Raw genomic sequence first — 16,861 nt, forward strand, 5'->3', positions numbered from 1 at the left:
TTAATTTGGAACATAGAGGTTTACTACTTGTGGTTACCGGGTTACCTATTGTAAAATGTAAACCTCCATGTTTTTCTACAATATCGTACTTTATAATTTATTCTTGATTTATCATCCTTTTCAATTATTTTTTTTATGAAAAAGCTTAAAAAACGTTGGGGAATAACATCCAACTTTCAGCTCGTAACTATTTTTTTGGTTTTTGCTTTAAATGGGTCTATAGCAGTTGGCTTTGCCAAGCCTCTACTAAACTTTTTAGGAATTACATTAGATACTTTACCTCCATTCTTGTTTTGGACACTTCGAATTCTAGTAATGTTTGTTACCTATCAAGTGTTTCTTATAATACTAGGAACGCTATTTGGGCAAAAGGATTTTTTTTGGAGTATGGAGAAAAAAATGCTTTCCAGAATCGGGTTTAAACGCTTCTTTAAATAATTAAAACGATTATCCCATGGGAAAAATAAAAAACACTCTTTTTGTATTGATATGTCTTATAGCTCCAATGTTAGCTTTTGGGCAAGAAAAAGATCATTCCAAAAAGCACGAACACGAAAACCCTGAAATGAAAGAACCCGGGTTGGAAATAATTGTTTCAGGTCTCATTGTTTATTCTCCCAAACACAAAATTGCAGACCCTGCTAACGAAGTACACCTAACTTATTGGACCTCCCATGAATGGGCATTTGGAATAGGATATTCTATGATTTTTGAAGAAGAAGGGAGAATAGGTCATGAACTAACAGGAATTATAAGCCATAGACCTTGGGAGTTCTTAACGGTTAATGTAGGACCAAGTTTTTCATTGCCAAATTCACATAAAGACACAGAAATATCGGCATACTTAGAAACCGAATTTGCTTTCGATGTTGGCAAAATCCATATGGGACCAACCATAGGCTCTTTAATTGGTGAAGAATATAGATTATTTGGAGGGTGGCATATTAGCTATGAGTTTTAACTAAAATACGATGTAGTACTTCATAAGTAAAGTCTATAAAAAAACTGTACTGCTAATATTATTATCAGAAAGTGAACTATCGAAAAACATAAATATGCAAAAACAGAAACTCTCCCTCTTTCCTTTAAAGCGTAAAAAAGATGAATATAATATCAAAACAATAAGAATATGGAAATTATCGAATCAATTTATGTTGCCACTAATAAAGTTGAATCTAATTCAGTCGTTGGCTTTGCACGACAAGCAGATAACAGCTTAATTCCTTTAGGGGAATTCAAATCTGGAGGAAAAGGAACTGGAAAAATAGAAATTTTTGATTGGGGCTATGATGAAACTCATCCTTTAAAAGACGGGATCGACCCACTAATTTCGGCATATGGTGTTTTTAAAACACCCGATAATAAGTTTATTCTTGTAGTAAATGCAGGTGATGGCACTATAAGCTCATTTAAGCTAATGCCAGACCGTACCTTATTATTATCAGACACCAAGCCAGCAGGTGATATTCACCCTCTAAGTATAGCAACTCATAATAATTTAGTATATGTTGCAAGCGCTGGGAGTCAAGAAATGCCCACGCCTCCATTTACCGGAAATCTAATGGGTTATACAATAAATGATGAGGGTCAGTTATCTCCAATAGAAAATTCCAAAAGAGAACTCATGGCAAGACCTTCTTGTTTAGCTTTTACGCCTAATGGTAAGTTTTTAGTGGTGAATGAGCTCGTAACTGGTCTAGTAAAGGTATATAGCGTAAATAGTAGTGATGGTACAATAAGTAAAAGCCCAACTTCTTCAATCCCTTGTCCACATGATACTGAAAACGACAGATGGTTGGCTATACCAGTAGGATTTGATATTGTAGAGAAAAACAACAAGTCTATAGTATTAGTTTCTGAGGCAAGATTTTTAAACAATAATGGAACGTTTAGAGAAGAGGCAAATAAAGTTCCTCAGTCTCCTCTATATTCTTGGCAAACAGGCTCTACTTCTTCGTTTGCTATAGATGAGAAAGGTAATATTAACCTGATTTCGGGTGACATATATACTGGCAAAGAGAAAGAAGGTGGACAAATTGCTAACTGTTGGGTAGAAGCATCTTATGGTGGTGAGGTACTTTGGGCTGCAAATGCTTTGTCGAGCTCAATAAGTACTTACAAAATAAAAGATAATGGAGAGATTACTTTAATCAATGAGACAGCCTTCAAAGACAATTCAGAATTACTTTTTTTTGGCGACCTGATGTTAAGTAAAAATGGTAGCTATATCTACCAATTAATTGGGAATAAAGGTGGACTCATAATGTTTGAAGTTGAAGATAATGCCAACTTAGTAAAAAAAGAAGAAATTTATGTAGATGAACTGCCGGAAATTGGTTCATACGGTGTAATTGTTGTTTAGCAATAAAAGTAGTTTTAAATAACTATATCTAAAACCAAATGAAAAAATAAATAGATGAATTTTGTAGACTAATAAATATAAAATAGCTCTATTTAACGAATAGCTAACTTATCTTTTAAGTTTAATAATGCATCCACGATTTATTTTTTAGGTTGGTTACAAAAATTAATTATTAATGAGCTTAAATATAGATAACTTGGTAGATAATAGAAGTTTATTGTCTCGTTTTAAGTTTGGATTTGGATATAAATTATTGTTTTGACTAATTGGCAAAAAGAAATAATTAGTATATTAAGAAATATGCCCGAAAAGAAGTTCATTCTTTTGAGTTATAAGTTTCTGAATAAAACGGGTTTTTCTAATGTTGAATTAATGTATGACAAGCTATCACATAACATTTTTGGAAGTGCCACAATAGAACTTGGAGTTTTGTCATATCAGTTTGAAATTTTGATTAATCGCTCTGATAAGGTTAGCGTTTCTACCATAACAGATTTTAGAAAGAGAATGAATGATTATACTAATAAGGGATTGTTGATTAGTACGGGTGATTTTTCGAGAGATATTAAACGAGAATCTAGACGTAAAAAAGAGATTCCTATTGATCTCATCAATGGTATAGATTTAGTCAATAGAATAAAAAACTTAAAACTTGGAGTTGGTATTAATGAAAGAAACGATCCTGTGGTAGACAGAGACTGGTTTAATGCTTTAATTAATCAAGAGTAAAATAATGGAGCTAAACATAAAAAATAAATTTAACAAAGGTTTGCCGACAGACTCTAATCAAAGTAACAACAGCAGACTGCTCAGTACCCTCTTCCTATTCTCAAATCGCACGCCTTTAAACACCATATAAACACCATATAAACAGTATATAAACAGTATATAATATATAAATGGATAAAATAAAAATTAAACAAGCACTTATCAATTTAGAAAAATATCATATAAATGAAACCGAAATGAACTATTCAGATTTTCTTTCTGGAAATTTATTAGATAAAACCGAAGTGGTTGATAACGATGACCAATCTCATCATAGGCAAAGCATTGAAATTTCGGATCAATTAGAGGAACAGGCACACATACATACCGAACATTTAGAAACCATAAATAAAATCTCGTTCGAGCCCACAGATATCGTAGGTCCTGGTGCTATTGTAAGCGTTAATGGGCGTTGCCTGATTGTAGCAGTTTCCAAGCCTCCTTTTAAAGTTGGAGATAGAGAATTTCTAGGAATTTCTGTTCAAGCACCAATATACAAAGAGTTAAAAGGAAGAAAAAAAGGAGACTCTTTTACCTTTAATAACCAGCAATTTATAATAGAAGCTGTAAATTAATAAAAAGATTGATTACTTCATACCAATTGATAAAAGACATTAAAAATTGTCAGACTTGCGCAAATTTTTTGCCAAACCCACCTAATCCAATAGTTTCATTTTCTGTAGAATCTAAAATCCTAATTATTGGTCAGGCTCCAGGAGCAAAGGTTCAAAAAAGCGGTATCCCATTTGATGATAAAAGCGGGCAAACATTACGAGATTGGTTGGGAGTAACTGTAGACGAATTTTATAACACCAAAAATTTTGGAATAATACCAATGGGATTTTGCTTTCCTGGAAACAATCCTAAAGGAGGCGATCTACCTCCTAGACCAGAATGTGCACCCCAATGGCATGAGCCAATATTTAATCTAACTAAAGAGGTAAAACTAGTATTACTAATAGGCAGTTATGCTCAGAAATATTATTTAAAAAAACAAATGAAAAAAAATCTCACAGAAACCGTTAAGGCATATTATGAGTATTTGCCCAATTACTTTCCTTTGGTACATCCATCTCCCTTAAATTTTAGATGGCATGCAAGAAATAAGTGGTTTCAAGAAGATATTGTTCCCGAATTAAAACAAAAAATTATAAATACATTAAATTAAATTGCCATGAGGGTTACATACGATACACTGACAGAGGCTTTAAGCGATTTAGATAATAGAGGTTTTACAATAGATTTTAATATGCGTAGCGACAGCGTGTATTGTAAAGCTTTAGACAGAACATTTAGACCAGAAGAGTTTACCGTTGCGGAGTACCATAGGTTCGAAGGCGCTTCGGACCCAGGAGACCAATCCATTGTTTATGCCATCGAAACCACAGATGGGCATAAAGGCGTTTTAGTAGACGCTTATGGTATCTACTCCGATCCATTATCTCACGATATGATTCAAAAATTAAAAACCAATTATTAACTAATGAGCAAAACAAAAATATTATACTGGGCAGCAACACTTTTGGTAGCAATCCCTATGCTTGGCAATGGGATATTAGAAATTTTGCAGTTTGAAGAGTTTTTAGCCGAGGCTACCAAACTAGGATATCCGTTGTATTTTTTCACATGGTTAGGAATTGCAAAAATCATTGGTATTACACTCCTAGTTGCACCATTAATACCAAATAAACTAAAAGAGTTAGCTTATGCAGGCTTTTTTTTCGATTTCTTATTTGCTTTTATCTCTTTAGCACATCTTGACGACTTTCTAAAGGCATTCGTGCCATTAGTTTTTATGAGTCTTTTAGCAGTTTCGTATATATACTACACAAAATTAAACAAACAATGATAGTAGCAGCATTTAAACACAAAGTAAATCCAAAATTTCAAGAAGAATTTGATAGGCTTTATAGTCATGCCAACAAGTACATTTCTGCCATAGATGGTTATGAAAATCATGAGGTTTATAATGGAGAGGATGGACACAATATGTTGGTTGTATACTTTAGAGATCGTGAATCCTTTGAAATATGGGATACTCACCCTGAACATAAAAAATATAAAGAACGTGGTAAAACAGAAATCTTTGAATCTTATGATGTTTCTGTTGGGGAAGTTTTTGAAAGACACACTAAATAATTAGAAATCTGATAAATGAAAAAAGAGATAACTGTATACAAAGGGATGGAAATCCAGATGCAATTAGATGAAAATAGGCTTTCCCCCTATTGGATGGTAAAAAACAATAGTATTGTTAGAAACTTAGAATTCAAAAACTTTGTTGAAGCATTTGGGTTTATGTCTAAAGTAGCTATCATGGCAGAAAAGAAAAATCACCACCCAGAATGGTTTAATGTATATCACAAATTAAACATAACACTTACCTCCCATGATTTTGGAGGTGTAAGCAATATGGATCTCGATTTTGCCAAAACTATAGAATCTCTTTTATAAAATTATTGTATATGAAGATATTAGCAAAAGCGAAAATTGAAGGCCCAGAAGCAATTGGGGATGCCAAAATAGTAACTCACGACAATGGCACTCACGAGTTACAACTTAGTAACTTTTGGGTGGCTCCTGGTGCACCAGATGTTCGTATTGTATTTAGTAAAGACCCTAAAGGTAATCTACAAGAGAAATCTATTCGTTTTATAGCTATGATGCCTGATGGTAATTTCAACAAAAGTTTCCTAATAGACCATTTAGATGACTTTGATGAAATGAAAACACTTATCGTGTATTGCAAACAATTCTTTGCTCATTTTGGGCATGGAACACTCCAAAGATTATAAACAACAAAATCTAATAACGACAAAAAATGGGAGTAAAAAATAATATGATCGAAACAGTAATAGACCTTAACAAATTAGGTTATACCGAAGATTTTCGATTGACAGGAGAAAAACTACATGGGGTAACCCAAAATGTAAACTACAACGCAGACCAATTTGAAGTAGATTATGCCTATAGGTTTGAGAGTTCAGATACTCCAGAAGATACATCTTTAGTGTATGCTATAAGTATTCCGAAAAAAGGCATTAAAGGTATTTTGCTTGATGTACTAAACAACTCGGCTTCTTTGCCAGATAATTTTGTGAACAATAAAATACGTAATGCAGAGCTCACAGTATTAACGCATGACGATTCTACTACCGAACTAAAGTTTGGACATATCCCAAAGGTACATAAAAGTAAATTTAACGAAAATCCACATAGATACGAACTACGCAAAAACTATCCCGATTTTCCAGCATGTCCATTTGGACAAAGCTTTTCTATGCTAGGTTATGATAAAGAAATAAAACAATATGTATGGTTAGTAACCAGTATTATTAAAGATAAACGATTACAAGAAAACGATTACAAAAAACCTCAATAGTACGAATGTGTATTAACCATTATTTCATGGGTCTATTTGTAATAATCAATAAGGGATCAACCTGCTATATCTTATAAAGCAGAAGATTAATAGAGGTTAACGAGAAAAAATAGCATTAACCCATATAAAAAACCAAAGGCAAGTATATAAAACGATAAAGATTACAGAATAACCAAAAGTCGCAATGAATAGCAGAAAACCTTTTAAAGTATACTTCAGGATTTTAAATCTAGATTATCGTAAAGAGAAAAATAGTTAAACCCAGAGGTTTAATATATAAAAATTTAACAAGGCATCGACACTATCTTTGCTAAGTGTTTAACAAAAAATAAACAGTATGGAAAATAATAAAAAAGCATATATCGCAGGAGGGTGCTTCTGGGGAATGGAAGATCTTTTTAGAAAAAGACCTGGCGTAATAGATACAGAAGTTGGTTATCAAGGAGGACAAAACAATAACCCAACTTATAGAAACCACCCAGGACATGCTGAAGGTATTGAAATAACATACGACCCTACAATAACCTCTTTTAAAGAATTATTAGACTTTTTCTTTAGAATGCACGACCCAACAACTTTAGATAGGCAAGGTAATGACAGAGGTTCTAGCTACCGTTCTACTATTTTTTATCAAAACGACGAAGAAAAACAAATTGCCGAAGAGGTTATTAATATTGTTAATGATTCTGGTTTTTGGTCAAGTAAAGTGGCAACTACATTAGAGCCATGGTCAACATTTTGGCTAGCAGAAGAGTATCACCAAGATTACTTGGTAAAAAACCCAAATGGTTATACCTGTCATTTTATAAGATCCAATGATAGTTTTTTAAAAAAAGAGGTATAAATGTTCGAGGGGTATCTTTTACAGACAACCCCTAGCGTATATAAGTAATAATGAAGAATAAGAAGAAAATTAATATCTTAAAAGTACAATCAGTTCAGGGGGCAAAGTGGGGTAAATTACCTCTATTCTATAAGATTCTAATAATCTTGTTAGCAGTAGTATTGTTGTTTATCCCTATTTTGGTTATTCCTAGTTTATAACAACAATAGAATGAGTGATAAAATTGCTCTTAGATATGGTATAGACAGTTTTCAAGGTCTAACCGTTTTAAACAGTGCAGGCAATTCTAATCATTTAGCTACCTCCTCAAAAATAAATACCTTTTCACTAATAAGGAATAGGATTAAAATTATTACAAAGTTTTACTATGGATAGTAAACGTATTGGAAAGATAGAACACAACTAAATTGGAATGAAATGAATTCAGTTATCAAAATTAACGATCCATTACCAAATTGGGAACTAGAAACCATATTTGGAGAAGAAATACCTGCTATTGAAGATTTTAAAGGAAAACCGCTTTTAATTTTATTTTTTAATCTTGGATGTCCTGGCTGTAAAGGGCGTGCATTACCTTTTGCTAATAAAATGGTATATGAAAACGGAGAAAAATTAAACGTAATTGGTATCCACACCCGTTTTGAAGGTCCAGAATTTACCTTAGATGATTTTCGGCAGGCACAGGAAGAATATTACATACGATTTTCATTTTATAAAGACGCCAACTTATCAGCTACATTTCGAAAATATCTTGCTGGGGGTACGCCACATTGGCTATTAGTTAATGCAGAAGGTAATTTAGAGTACTCTATTTTTGGGTCAGACCCCAATAATGCATTACTAAGATTGGACTTTAAAATAAACGAACTCTTAAATTAATAAGGATATATAGACAAAATATTTAATAAATCCGATTACTAGTATGCTACCATCATCTGCAATAATATTTGGAATACCGGGCTTATTCTGTTTTTCTGATGTTAAATGGTTAAAGTTTCCTAATACAATTGGTTTAATACTTTTAATCATTGCTACAATTGGATTTGTATATATACTAAAGCCTTATTTACTACTAAAGCATAAAGACGATATGTCTACCTTTTTTCTATTTTAGGACAAGGTCTGGCTAAAGGTAAACTAATAAAGATTTTTTATAAATGTAAAAACAATAATTATGAAAGCTATTTGGAACAATCAGGTAATTGCAGAAAGTGACAATACCATTATAATAGAAGGCAATCATTACTTCCCCCCAGAGAGTATCAACAAGGAGTTTTTAAAATCGAGCGACTTACGTTCTACCTGCCCCTGGAAAGGGCAAGCATCTTATTATTCTATAGAAGTAGATGGACAAACAAATATAGATGCTGCATGGTATTATGAAAACCCTTCAGAATTAGCTAAAGGGATTAAAAACCATGTTGCCTTTTGGAACGGTGTAGAAATAATAGACTAAACTTAACAACAATAATAATGCAAGAATGGTATTTACCAATCACTATTCTGCCTGCATTGGGAATGCTAATTCTTTCTACAACAAGCCAAATGATGACCTTAAGTGGAGAGATTAACACCTTGCTACAGAATAAGTGTACTGAGTTTCAACACTTAATTTCAGATAAAAAAATAAAGCAGTTGGGATTGTTAACTAGAGCTAGTGCCTTACTATACCTCGCTTCAGGAATTTATGTACTATCTGGGATTTTTGGTGCTATTTTAGAAAATCAATCCTTTTATGACGTACCTAGTCTATTGCTTTATGCAGGTACTGTTTTAGTATTTGTTGCATTTGTTCTATTAATTATTTATGCCTTTAAGGCAGTTAAAATACGTAAGTTACAGTTTGACAATAATCACAATTTATAGTTGAAAAGTTTAGATAAAATAGGACTCGGAGGCGGATGTCACTGGTGTACTGAAGCAGTATTTCAGTATTTAAAAGGGGTAAAAAAAGTAGAACAAGGCTGGATTGCTTCAGAAAAAGAAAATTTTGCTTTTGCTGAAGCTGTTATCGTTCACTTTAATCCAAAAGAGATTCCTTTAGCCGTACTGGTTGAAGTTCATTTACATACTCATAAAAGTACTTCAAACCACAGCTTACGCAAAAAATACCGTTCAGGAATCTATGTGTTTTCTGAAACTCAATCCAATGACATTATGGAGATATTGAAGGTCTTACAGCCAATATTCAAGAATAAACTCATCACCAAAATTTATTCTTTTAAAGAGTTTAAGGCATCTCGCGAACAAATTCAGAATTACTACAAAAAAAATCCTGAAAAACCGTTTTGCAAAACCTTCATCAATCCTAAATTAAGAGTATTGCTAAAAGAATACAATCAATATGTATACACAGAAAAACTACCACATTTAATAGACCGAAATAATGAACACGAAACTTAAAATAAAAAACAGAAAAGGGTATGAATTACATGCTCTTTTAGAACTCCCTGTAAATCAAAAACCCAATAGATACGCTATTTTTTCACACTGCTTTACTTGTAGTAGTAATATGACAGCTGTACGCAATATAACCCGTACACTAACTAATTATGGTTTTGGAGTAGTACGTTTTGATTTTACTGGATTAGGAAGAAGCCAAGGTGAATTTACAGAAAGTTATTTTTCTGCCAATGTTAACGACATTATTGATGTACATCAGTATATAAAAAACAATTATGACGCTCCAGAGTTGTTAATAGGTCACTCTTTAGGAGGGTCTGCTTCGATTATGGCAGCCTCCCGAATAGACGATATAAAAGCTGTGGTTTCTATAGGAGCCCCTTCTGATGTAGAGCACACAAAAAAGCAATTTTTAAGTGCTATAGATGATGTAAATTTTCATGGAGAAACCGAGGTAAATATCGGTGGAAGACCTTTTGCTATAAATTCAGAATTTGTAGAAGACTTTACTAACACAGACTTATTAAGTGTTACCAAAAACCTTAAAAAGCCAATTCTTATCTTACATTCGCCACAAGATAAAATTGTAAATGCAGATCATGCACATCGCCTTTTTATAGCTGCTTTTCACCCCAAAAGTTTTGTAAGTCTGGATGGAGCAGACCATTTGCTTAATAATTCTGATGATAGTATATACGTTGGTAATGTTATAGGTGCTTGGGTAGAACGATATTTTGAAAAAAGAAAAAACATCATGCTAGAACCTGAGGGCGAACAGTTGGTGGCGCATCTCGATCTAACAGAGAACAACTTTACTACCCAAATGCAGACAAGGGAGCACAGTATGATTGCAGACGAACCAGGTTCTATCGGAGGCGACAATTTTGGTCCTGGCCCTTACAATTATCTTGTTGCAGCTATAGCGTCCTGTACTGCAATGACCGTTAAGCTTTATGCAGAAAGAAAACAATGGAATCTAAAAGAAATATATGTATATATATCGCACTCAAGAAAGCATACAGATGAATTGCAAGGAGATTTTGAGAAAATGGGAAGAATAGATCATATTCATAAAAAGCTTAAGTTTATTGGTGACCTTACCCAAGAACAAAAAGAAAAGCTAAAACACATTGCTTCTCGTTGTCCAGTCCATAAAACCGTAGAAAGTGAGGTGCTTTTTGACAGCCAACTAATAGCCTAAATATTAAAACATTACAGCTCACAAATTAGAAAGCAAAAAAACTTTATATTGAATTATAATTTTATTATCGGAATTTTTCAAAACGAAAACCCTAATAAGCTAGATAACTATATTTACAAAGACATTTCTATACAATATATACTGAATGAGTAAGAAGTTATTTGGTAAGTTCAAGAAAACAAGTGGTACTAACCAAACAATACATCATTACGCTATTATTAAAAAAACATGGGACTAATAGAAAACCTAAAGGATTATTTTAAAAAGAAACAAAGCCACGAAACAGAAGGGCAAGCACCTAAGGATGTTTGCCCAAATTGTTGGGGAAGATACGAGTATGATGGAGAATTCTACGCTTTTATGAAAGGACAAAAAGGAAACCCAAGCGAAGAAACCTATAATAGTTTTATTGCTGATGTTGCCCGAAAGCTGGACAAGATTAGAATAAAAGAAAACACGTTTACTTGCGAGACATGTAAAGTAAATTATAAGCAGTAAGGTAGGAAGTTGTACCATGTTCATTGAGTAACTTAACCTAAAAAGAAGATTTTATTACCAGATAGCCTTGAAAAATGAATTAATAATGATCGCAACATAATGTATTAACCATTGATAAAAACAAAACATCTTATCAAATAAGTTACCATTTAAGTTTCCAAATACATCTAATAAAAACTACTTCTCGATCTTTAAAAATATCGCGCCTTTGGTATTTCATCACCTCTTAAATCTTCACAATTTTAATTAACACTGATTATGTTTTTCTAATGCCAATTATGAAGTTTTAAGGTATTCCACACTTTTTGGATGTTACTCATTAGTTTTTGGTCTTCATCTACACTGCAATTAGTCATGATAAAAGCTCCAACGTTCCTTTCAGGATTAATAGCCATAATACTTAAAACTCCAGGATCACTACCAGAATGGGTAAGTACTCCATTTTCATTTACCTCCCAAAAAACTCCGACAGACTCGCTTCCTATTTTTGTTCGCGTAAACATTTCTTGATAGGATTCTTGAGAAAGAATACTTCCTTTTCCTTTGGCACCATTTAACATTTCGCCCAAATAATTTCCCATATCGTTTGTAGAAGTTATCAATCCCCCATCAGCCAATGTAATTAAATGATAATCGGGTATAGATACATTTCTTGAAAAATAACGTCTTACAAAATCTTCATCTTTGTCATCGGTCAATTCCCAAGAGGTTGTTTTCATTTGCAAAGGAATAAAAATATATTGCGTTGTAAATTTGTAGAAAGATTGCCCTGTCGCTTTTTCGATCACCAGAGCGGCCAGAGCGGCTCCAATATTACTGTAATGGTACTTTTTTCCTGGTGCCTTTTTGGTAAAGTTTTTTTTAGTATACCATTTCCCGTCTTTGGACAACACATTTTCAAGAAACTCAGCATAAGAAACCTTCTCATTCTTTTTCATTATGGAGATATATTCCTGAACATCATCAGGAAGATATGAATAATCAGTATCAGGTTGCTTTAGTAGATAGGCTCGTGAATAAGATATTTCATCTGTAAGACCAGAGGTATGCTGGGATAAATGTCTTAATGTGATAGGTATATCTGGATATTTGGGGTGTACTATATTAAATGGTAAATATGTATTTATGGAATCATCCAACTCCAGTTTTCCCAATTCCTGAGCTTTCATAATGGCAGCAGCTATAAAGGTCTTGGAGACAGAACCTATGTTCTGAATACTATTATTGGTATACGGTTTTTGTGCCGCTACATCTGCATATCCAAATGACTTGTTATATAATTTCTTTGTATTATCCATCGCCACAATAGAAAGTCCTGGTAAACCAGAACCTTCAAAAATATCAGATAGTTTAGTATCAAGTTCTTCAATAGTATTGGTGGATTTTATATCTTGAGATTGGCAACTTGATAAATTCAATATTATGATTAATCCCAATGTGAATTTTGTTAATGTCGTTTTGTTCATGTTAATTTTTTTATATAAATAGATTTTTTTTATAGGGTAAGTAATCGACCTACTAGAAACAGTAGGGTTCAATTATTAAAATACTTGAAATAGTAAAAAATTGAAAGAGTCAATAATACTACCCAGAGGTGTAAAATAGTCTTTGTTTGTTTTTATGTATAGAAAAACAGAATTCTGGCAATTAGAACTATGATTTTTGTTTTGATTACTATATCTGCTACTCGTCAACCCTTAATCTTAAAGTTCTAGGATACAGATTTCCTTCATCATCAGTAAGAGTAACGTAGATTTCTCTCGGTTCGTCAGGATAGATTTCATCAATGTCAAAAGTTTGGTTGATTTCCCAATGTTCATTACTAGAGTAGTTAACAAACTCTTGGTCAATACCAATAGCAAGAATTCTTAAATCTATAGATGAGATCCCATCATAATCCTCTCCAATAATTTCGATAGTTAAATACCCTCCTTCAGAAATGGTTCCATTACTATTGTTCCCTTGAACATTTACCAAAAGTTTACTTCGGTGACTATGTGGCTCAATAGATGTTTCAATACTACATGCGCTAAAAACTGCCAAACACATTAACTGAGTTACTAAAATAAGTTTCTTCATTATTTTGATTTTCAGCAAATGAAGAGAACTACATAATACCAAACGCCCTATTGCTTCCGATGGGGCTAATTTTTAATACTATTTGAATTGTTTTCGGTATTCTGAAGGAGAAAGCCCAGTCTCTTTTTTAAAGATACGATTAAAACTACTTTTTGATTTAAATCCACTTTCATAGGCTATTCCCAATAATGTTAGCTTTTCAAAATCGCTCGATTGTAGTTTTTCTTTTACAACATCAACACGTTCCTTATTAATTATGTCATAAAATGTGGTGCCTAGGTGTTGATTTAAAAAAGTAGAGAGTTTTTTATCGGTTACATCTACCATACCAGCCAATTTACTTAAGGTCAAATCTTCATCCAAAAAAGGTTTTTCATTAGCAAAAACATTTCTGAGGTTATTCTCAAGGAACTCAATTTCTACTGGTGAAAAATTGGTTACTACTGACCGTTTTTTTTCTTCTTTTACAGCTTCTAATTCCTCAACTTCTATTAACAAAAAGTTAGGCAACAATATTTTGGATTGATTCACACCATAGTATCCCAAATATCCTATCAGGACAATCATAGCAATGATAACAAAATAACCTCCAGATGGATCAATGCCCAAAAACTCAACACCAAAAAAATAATATAATATTTCAGTCAAAAAATCGATGGCTACTACCCCTCCTACTCCCAAAATCATACGTTTTATCCACAAAAAATCATAGTCAGAAATTGTTGAAAAATTTTGTTTCATCACAAGTCTATACTTTTTGAACAATCGTAATGATACAAAAAGATAAAACAACATATAAAGATTTGAAGCCATAATCATATGACTTTCATAGTTCACTAATCTTGATAAGTAAGGAAAAAGATAATCCCTTTGTATTAGTGATATCCATAACGGAAACACAATAAATGTAGTGTAGCATATTGCCGGTAAAAATGAAGAAAGAATCTTTTTACCCAATCAAAAGAAGTAGGTTTGATAAGAGATTGTATATAAAACAAAAGTAATGGTGCAACTAGCCAAATCACTGCCTCAGAAGGAACAAAAGGTACAATAAGAAGCCATCTAAGCTTATGTAAAAAAGCATAGTTCTCCAGGCATACCAATAGAAGTAACACAAATAAAACAATTAGTAGCTTACGGGGTAATTGCTTATGCTTTTCCTTGAATAAAAGCATAAGTATCAACAGGGTGATTACAACTCCCCCCACCAAAATAAAATCTAACAGTAATTCCATTTAAATGTAAACCTAAATTAAGTCTATTGAATAAACATTACAAAAGACGTTCTTTGTTATAGTTTGTTACTTAACCTATAAAATGAACCAATAGGAACACTTTCAATAGTTTAAAAAAACACCCCGCTTTGAGACAATTCCCTTGCAATTTATGATTATATATTAATCCTGAAATAACTTTCGCGATTCATTTTACTTTCTTCACAAAACACAAGTACAAGCACTTCCTATTAAGGTAAAATATAATTATTTAGAATTGTTCCAAATAAAAATATTTATATATATTTGACCACTATTTTATCTTTTTATCCCATTAAATAGTAGTGTTACTACCAAAGAAAACATATAATTTATCAAACGATGCCGTAATAGACCAACTATATACGGATTACTGGAAACTACTCTACGCAATTTGCTATCATAAAACCAATGATGCCGAAGCCTCTGAAGAAATAGTTCAGGATATTTTTATTGGGTTATGGAAACGTGGTGGCAAGTTAGAGGTTACCACTTCAATTAAAAGCTATCTAATAAAATCTGCCAAAACAGGAGTCATAAAGTATTACCGTAGCAAAATTAAAAGTAAAGAAGACCTGTCTACAGAATGTAATCTTTGTGAGAAATCCGAATTTGGTGCAGATGTTCTTCAACATAATGAAGCAATATCTAAGTTTCTAGATCAAGATTTACAACTAATTATAAATCAGCTCCCTTGCCAATGCCAAAAGATATATAGGTTAAGTCGCGAAAATCATTTAACGACAAATGAGATAGCCAAGGAGTTGAAAATCTCACAAAAAACAGTAAAAAACCATTTGACTAAGGCGCTATCTTTCATTCGGACAAAAATAGATTATGTTTTTGAACATTAACATTTACCAAGCTGTCATTCAAACCCTTATAGTGCATCACTTTTTAGTTTCATTTGCTTTTACATTACCAACCTAATTACTCCTTCCCAAAATCAGTTTTTTTTTGACATTCGACTAGGACTCCCCCATGCTATTTTGGCTCTATATCTATGAACTGCTTATTCAACGATTATGGAGGTAACACCAGAGCTTATAGAAAAATATGTAAAAGGGACTTGTACTAAAGAGGAAGAAAACCTGGTAAAACAATGGTTAAACACCTCTGATGAAGACGAAGAGATCTTAGAAGGTGTGTCTTTCTCTCCATTTTTAGAAAAAAGACTTCGAGAGAATATTAGACAAACAACTCAAAAAGATGTCAAGAAAGTTAAAAGTAGACGTTCACACATTTTCTCATGGAGTATCGCAGCATCACTAGCCGTGCTTATCGGTTTAGGAAGTTATTTTTCATTTTTCGAATTTCATACTACATACAGCACTAATGCAGGGCAGCTACAAACCGTAATGCTTAGCGATGGTACAAAAGTTACGCTAAATGCAATGAGCCACTTAAAGGTTTCCAGAAATTTTGATGATACTAATACCAGAACCGTTTGGCTAGACGGAGAAGGGTATTTTGAAGTTGCCAAAGACAGTTCTCGTCCCTTTATCGTAGAAACCAAAACATCAAGAACAGAAGTTTTGGGAACTCAGTTTAACCTTTCCTCCTATGCCAATGATTTAACTACCCTCACCTTAAACGAAGGAAAAGTAATATTCTCCAAACAGGACGAAAGTATAGATCAGGGAATCGTATTATTACCCAATCAGCAAGTAATTTTAAAAAATAACGCTCTGGAAAAAAAAGAAGTTAATAGTTCTTTTTCTAAGGCATGGATGCAAAAGAAACTAATATACAGAGGAGCCTCCTTTAAAGAAGTGGTACACGACATAGAACGTTTTTACGGAATAACAATAAAGGTCAAGAAAGAAGGATTAATGGATAGATTATACCGCGGTAGCCACGACAACCCTTCATTGCAAGACCTTATACAAAAATTAAGCTTTGTATTACAGTTTGAATACAAAAGTAAAGGAAAAACATTACTAATTTATTAAACAGATCTATTCAAAAATGAGGAAATAACAAAAAAAACAACACCATAAGAAAAGTAACCAGTATGCGGCCGTCAAACTACATACTGGTAGCATGTCATTCAAATTGAAATAAAGTAAAC

General features: G+C 32.8%; 26 protein-coding genes. 21 read left to right on the forward strand and 5 right to left on the reverse strand.

Annotation, left to right across the window (positions count from 1 at the left end):
• The first annotated feature begins 135 nt into the window (after nt 1-135).
• The 14 genes from C1X07_RS11535 to C1X07_RS11600 all read left to right on the forward strand — a co-directional run bounded on the left by C1X07_RS11535 (nt 136) and on the right by C1X07_RS11600 (nt 8,235).
• Entirely contained in the window at nt 136-438 is a 303-nt protein-coding gene (locus tag C1X07_RS11535) for a DUF6787 family protein (protein ID WP_103070172.1), read from the forward strand.
• Nucleotides 439-454: 16 nt separating this feature from the next.
• Complete coding sequence (locus tag C1X07_RS11540; protein WP_103070173.1) at nt 455-961, forward strand: hypothetical protein; 507 nt, start codon at nt 455-457, stop codon at nt 959-961.
• Nucleotides 962-1,129: 168 nt separating this feature from the next.
• A complete protein-coding gene (locus tag C1X07_RS11545) occupies nt 1,130-2,362 on the forward strand; it encodes a lactonase family protein (RefSeq protein WP_103070174.1) in 1,233 nt (410 codons plus the stop codon).
• A gap of 258 nt (nt 2,363-2,620) precedes the next feature.
• Nucleotides 2,621-3,091 carry a restriction endonuclease gene (locus tag C1X07_RS11550; RefSeq protein ID WP_128755254.1) on the forward strand — a complete coding sequence of 157 codons (471 nt, stop codon included), beginning with the start codon at nt 2,621-2,623 and terminating at the stop codon, nt 3,089-3,091.
• 170 nt (nt 3,092-3,261) lie between these two features.
• A complete protein-coding gene (locus tag C1X07_RS11555) occupies nt 3,262-3,705 on the forward strand; it encodes a hypothetical protein (RefSeq protein ID WP_103070176.1) in 444 nt (147 codons plus the stop codon).
• A gap of 68 nt (nt 3,706-3,773) precedes the next feature.
• Complete coding sequence (locus tag C1X07_RS11560; RefSeq protein ID WP_241507243.1) at nt 3,774-4,298, forward strand: uracil-DNA glycosylase family protein; 525 nt, start codon at nt 3,774-3,776, stop codon at nt 4,296-4,298.
• Nucleotides 4,299-4,304: 6 nt separating this feature from the next.
• The gene (locus tag C1X07_RS11565) at nt 4,305-4,610 is read left to right on the forward strand and encodes a phosphoribosylpyrophosphate synthetase (protein ID WP_103070177.1); all 306 of its coding nucleotides are present in this window, start codon (nt 4,305-4,307) and stop codon (nt 4,608-4,610) included.
• Between the two features lie 3 nt (nt 4,611-4,613).
• Nucleotides 4,614-4,979, forward strand: a complete 366-nt coding sequence (locus C1X07_RS11570) for a DoxX family protein (RefSeq protein WP_103070178.1) — start codon at nt 4,614-4,616, stop codon at nt 4,977-4,979.
• Entirely contained in the window at nt 4,976-5,269 is a 294-nt protein-coding gene (locus tag C1X07_RS11575) for an antibiotic biosynthesis monooxygenase family protein (protein WP_103070179.1), read from the forward strand. Before C1X07_RS11570 ends, C1X07_RS11575 begins: the two co-directional genes overlap by 4 nt.
• Before the next feature lie 15 nt (nt 5,270-5,284).
• A complete protein-coding gene (locus tag C1X07_RS11580) occupies nt 5,285-5,584 on the forward strand; it encodes a 4a-hydroxytetrahydrobiopterin dehydratase (protein ID WP_103070180.1) in 300 nt (99 codons plus the stop codon).
• Nucleotides 5,585-5,595: 11 nt separating this feature from the next.
• Nucleotides 5,596-5,925, forward strand: coding sequence for a DM13 domain-containing protein (locus tag C1X07_RS11585; RefSeq protein ID WP_103070181.1), 330 nt, complete (start codon nt 5,596-5,598; stop codon nt 5,923-5,925).
• A gap of 26 nt (nt 5,926-5,951) precedes the next feature.
• Nucleotides 5,952-6,512: a hypothetical protein gene (locus tag C1X07_RS11590; protein ID WP_103070182.1), complete on the forward strand. Its 561-nt coding sequence runs from the start codon at nt 5,952-5,954 to the stop codon at nt 6,510-6,512.
• A gap of 337 nt (nt 6,513-6,849) precedes the next feature.
• Nucleotides 6,850-7,356 carry a peptide-methionine (S)-S-oxide reductase MsrA gene (gene msrA / locus C1X07_RS11595; protein ID WP_103070183.1) on the forward strand — a complete coding sequence of 169 codons (507 nt, stop codon included), beginning with the start codon at nt 6,850-6,852 and terminating at the stop codon, nt 7,354-7,356.
• Between the two features lie 417 nt (nt 7,357-7,773).
• Entirely contained in the window at nt 7,774-8,235 is a 462-nt protein-coding gene (locus tag C1X07_RS11600) for a TlpA family protein disulfide reductase (RefSeq protein WP_103070184.1), read from the forward strand.
• Here C1X07_RS11600 and C1X07_RS25025 read toward each other — a convergent pair.
• Nucleotides 8,227-8,385 carry a hypothetical protein gene (locus C1X07_RS25025; RefSeq protein ID WP_164914146.1) on the reverse strand — a complete coding sequence of 53 codons (159 nt, stop codon included), beginning with the start codon at nt 8,383-8,385 and terminating at the stop codon, nt 8,227-8,229. The two genes, C1X07_RS11600 and C1X07_RS25025, sit on opposite strands and share 9 nt — an antisense overlap.
• A gap of 145 nt (nt 8,386-8,530) precedes the next feature.
• On the opposite strand from C1X07_RS25025, the gene C1X07_RS11605 reads away from it, so the two are divergent.
• From C1X07_RS11605 to C1X07_RS11625, 5 genes are all read left to right on the forward strand, one after another.
• Nucleotides 8,531-8,812, forward strand: coding sequence for a DUF427 domain-containing protein (locus C1X07_RS11605; protein WP_103070185.1), 282 nt, complete (start codon nt 8,531-8,533; stop codon nt 8,810-8,812).
• Nucleotides 8,813-8,829: 17 nt separating this feature from the next.
• Nucleotides 8,830-9,222: a hypothetical protein gene (locus tag C1X07_RS11610; protein WP_103070186.1), complete on the forward strand. Its 393-nt coding sequence runs from the start codon at nt 8,830-8,832 to the stop codon at nt 9,220-9,222.
• On the forward strand, nt 9,223-9,759 hold the full coding sequence (locus C1X07_RS11615; protein WP_103070187.1) for a peptide-methionine (S)-S-oxide reductase: 537 nt from the start codon (nt 9,223-9,225) through the stop codon (nt 9,757-9,759). It abuts the gene before it with no gap.
• Nucleotides 9,743-10,960 (forward strand): bifunctional alpha/beta hydrolase/OsmC family protein, encoded by a 1,218-nt coding sequence (locus C1X07_RS11620; protein ID WP_241507244.1) that lies wholly within the window; start codon nt 9,743-9,745, stop codon nt 10,958-10,960. The genes C1X07_RS11615 and C1X07_RS11620 overlap by 17 nt, the downstream gene beginning before the upstream one ends.
• Nucleotides 10,961-11,188: 228 nt before the next feature.
• Entirely contained in the window at nt 11,189-11,458 is a 270-nt protein-coding gene (locus tag C1X07_RS11625) for a hypothetical protein (RefSeq protein ID WP_103070189.1), read from the forward strand.
• Between the two features lie 266 nt (nt 11,459-11,724).
• Here C1X07_RS11625 and C1X07_RS11630 read toward each other — a convergent pair whose 3' ends face one another.
• The 4 genes from C1X07_RS11630 to C1X07_RS11645 all read right to left on the reverse strand — a co-directional run bounded on the left by C1X07_RS11630 (nt 11,725) and on the right by C1X07_RS11645 (nt 14,772).
• A complete protein-coding gene (locus tag C1X07_RS11630) occupies nt 11,725-12,924 on the reverse strand; it encodes a serine hydrolase domain-containing protein (RefSeq protein ID WP_128755255.1) in 1,200 nt (399 codons plus the stop codon).
• A 217-nt stretch (nt 12,925-13,141) separates the two neighbouring features.
• Nucleotides 13,142-13,537 (reverse strand): hypothetical protein, encoded by a 396-nt coding sequence (locus tag C1X07_RS11635; RefSeq protein ID WP_103070191.1) that lies wholly within the window; start codon nt 13,535-13,537, stop codon nt 13,142-13,144.
• Between the two features lie 78 nt (nt 13,538-13,615).
• Nucleotides 13,616-14,278, reverse strand: a complete 663-nt coding sequence (locus C1X07_RS11640) for a helix-turn-helix domain-containing protein (RefSeq protein ID WP_164914147.1) — start codon at nt 14,276-14,278, stop codon at nt 13,616-13,618.
• A 134-nt stretch (nt 14,279-14,412) separates the two neighbouring features.
• Nucleotides 14,413-14,772 carry a hypothetical protein gene (locus C1X07_RS11645; RefSeq protein WP_103070193.1) on the reverse strand — a complete coding sequence of 120 codons (360 nt, stop codon included), beginning with the start codon at nt 14,770-14,772 and terminating at the stop codon, nt 14,413-14,415.
• Between the two features lie 323 nt (nt 14,773-15,095).
• On the opposite strand from C1X07_RS11645, the gene C1X07_RS11650 reads away from it, so the two are divergent.
• The gene (locus tag C1X07_RS11650) at nt 15,096-15,644 is read left to right on the forward strand and encodes an RNA polymerase sigma-70 factor (RefSeq protein WP_103070194.1); all 549 of its coding nucleotides are present in this window, start codon (nt 15,096-15,098) and stop codon (nt 15,642-15,644) included.
• Between the two features lie 171 nt (nt 15,645-15,815).
• The gene (locus C1X07_RS11655) at nt 15,816-16,742 is read left to right on the forward strand and encodes a FecR family protein (RefSeq protein WP_103070195.1); all 927 of its coding nucleotides are present in this window, start codon (nt 15,816-15,818) and stop codon (nt 16,740-16,742) included.
• Nucleotides 16,743-16,861 lie beyond the last annotated feature (119 nt).

The sequence above is a fragment of the Aquimarina sediminis genome (assembly GCF_002895435.1).
Classification (GTDB): domain Bacteria; phylum Bacteroidota; class Bacteroidia; order Flavobacteriales; family Flavobacteriaceae; genus Aquimarina; species Aquimarina sediminis.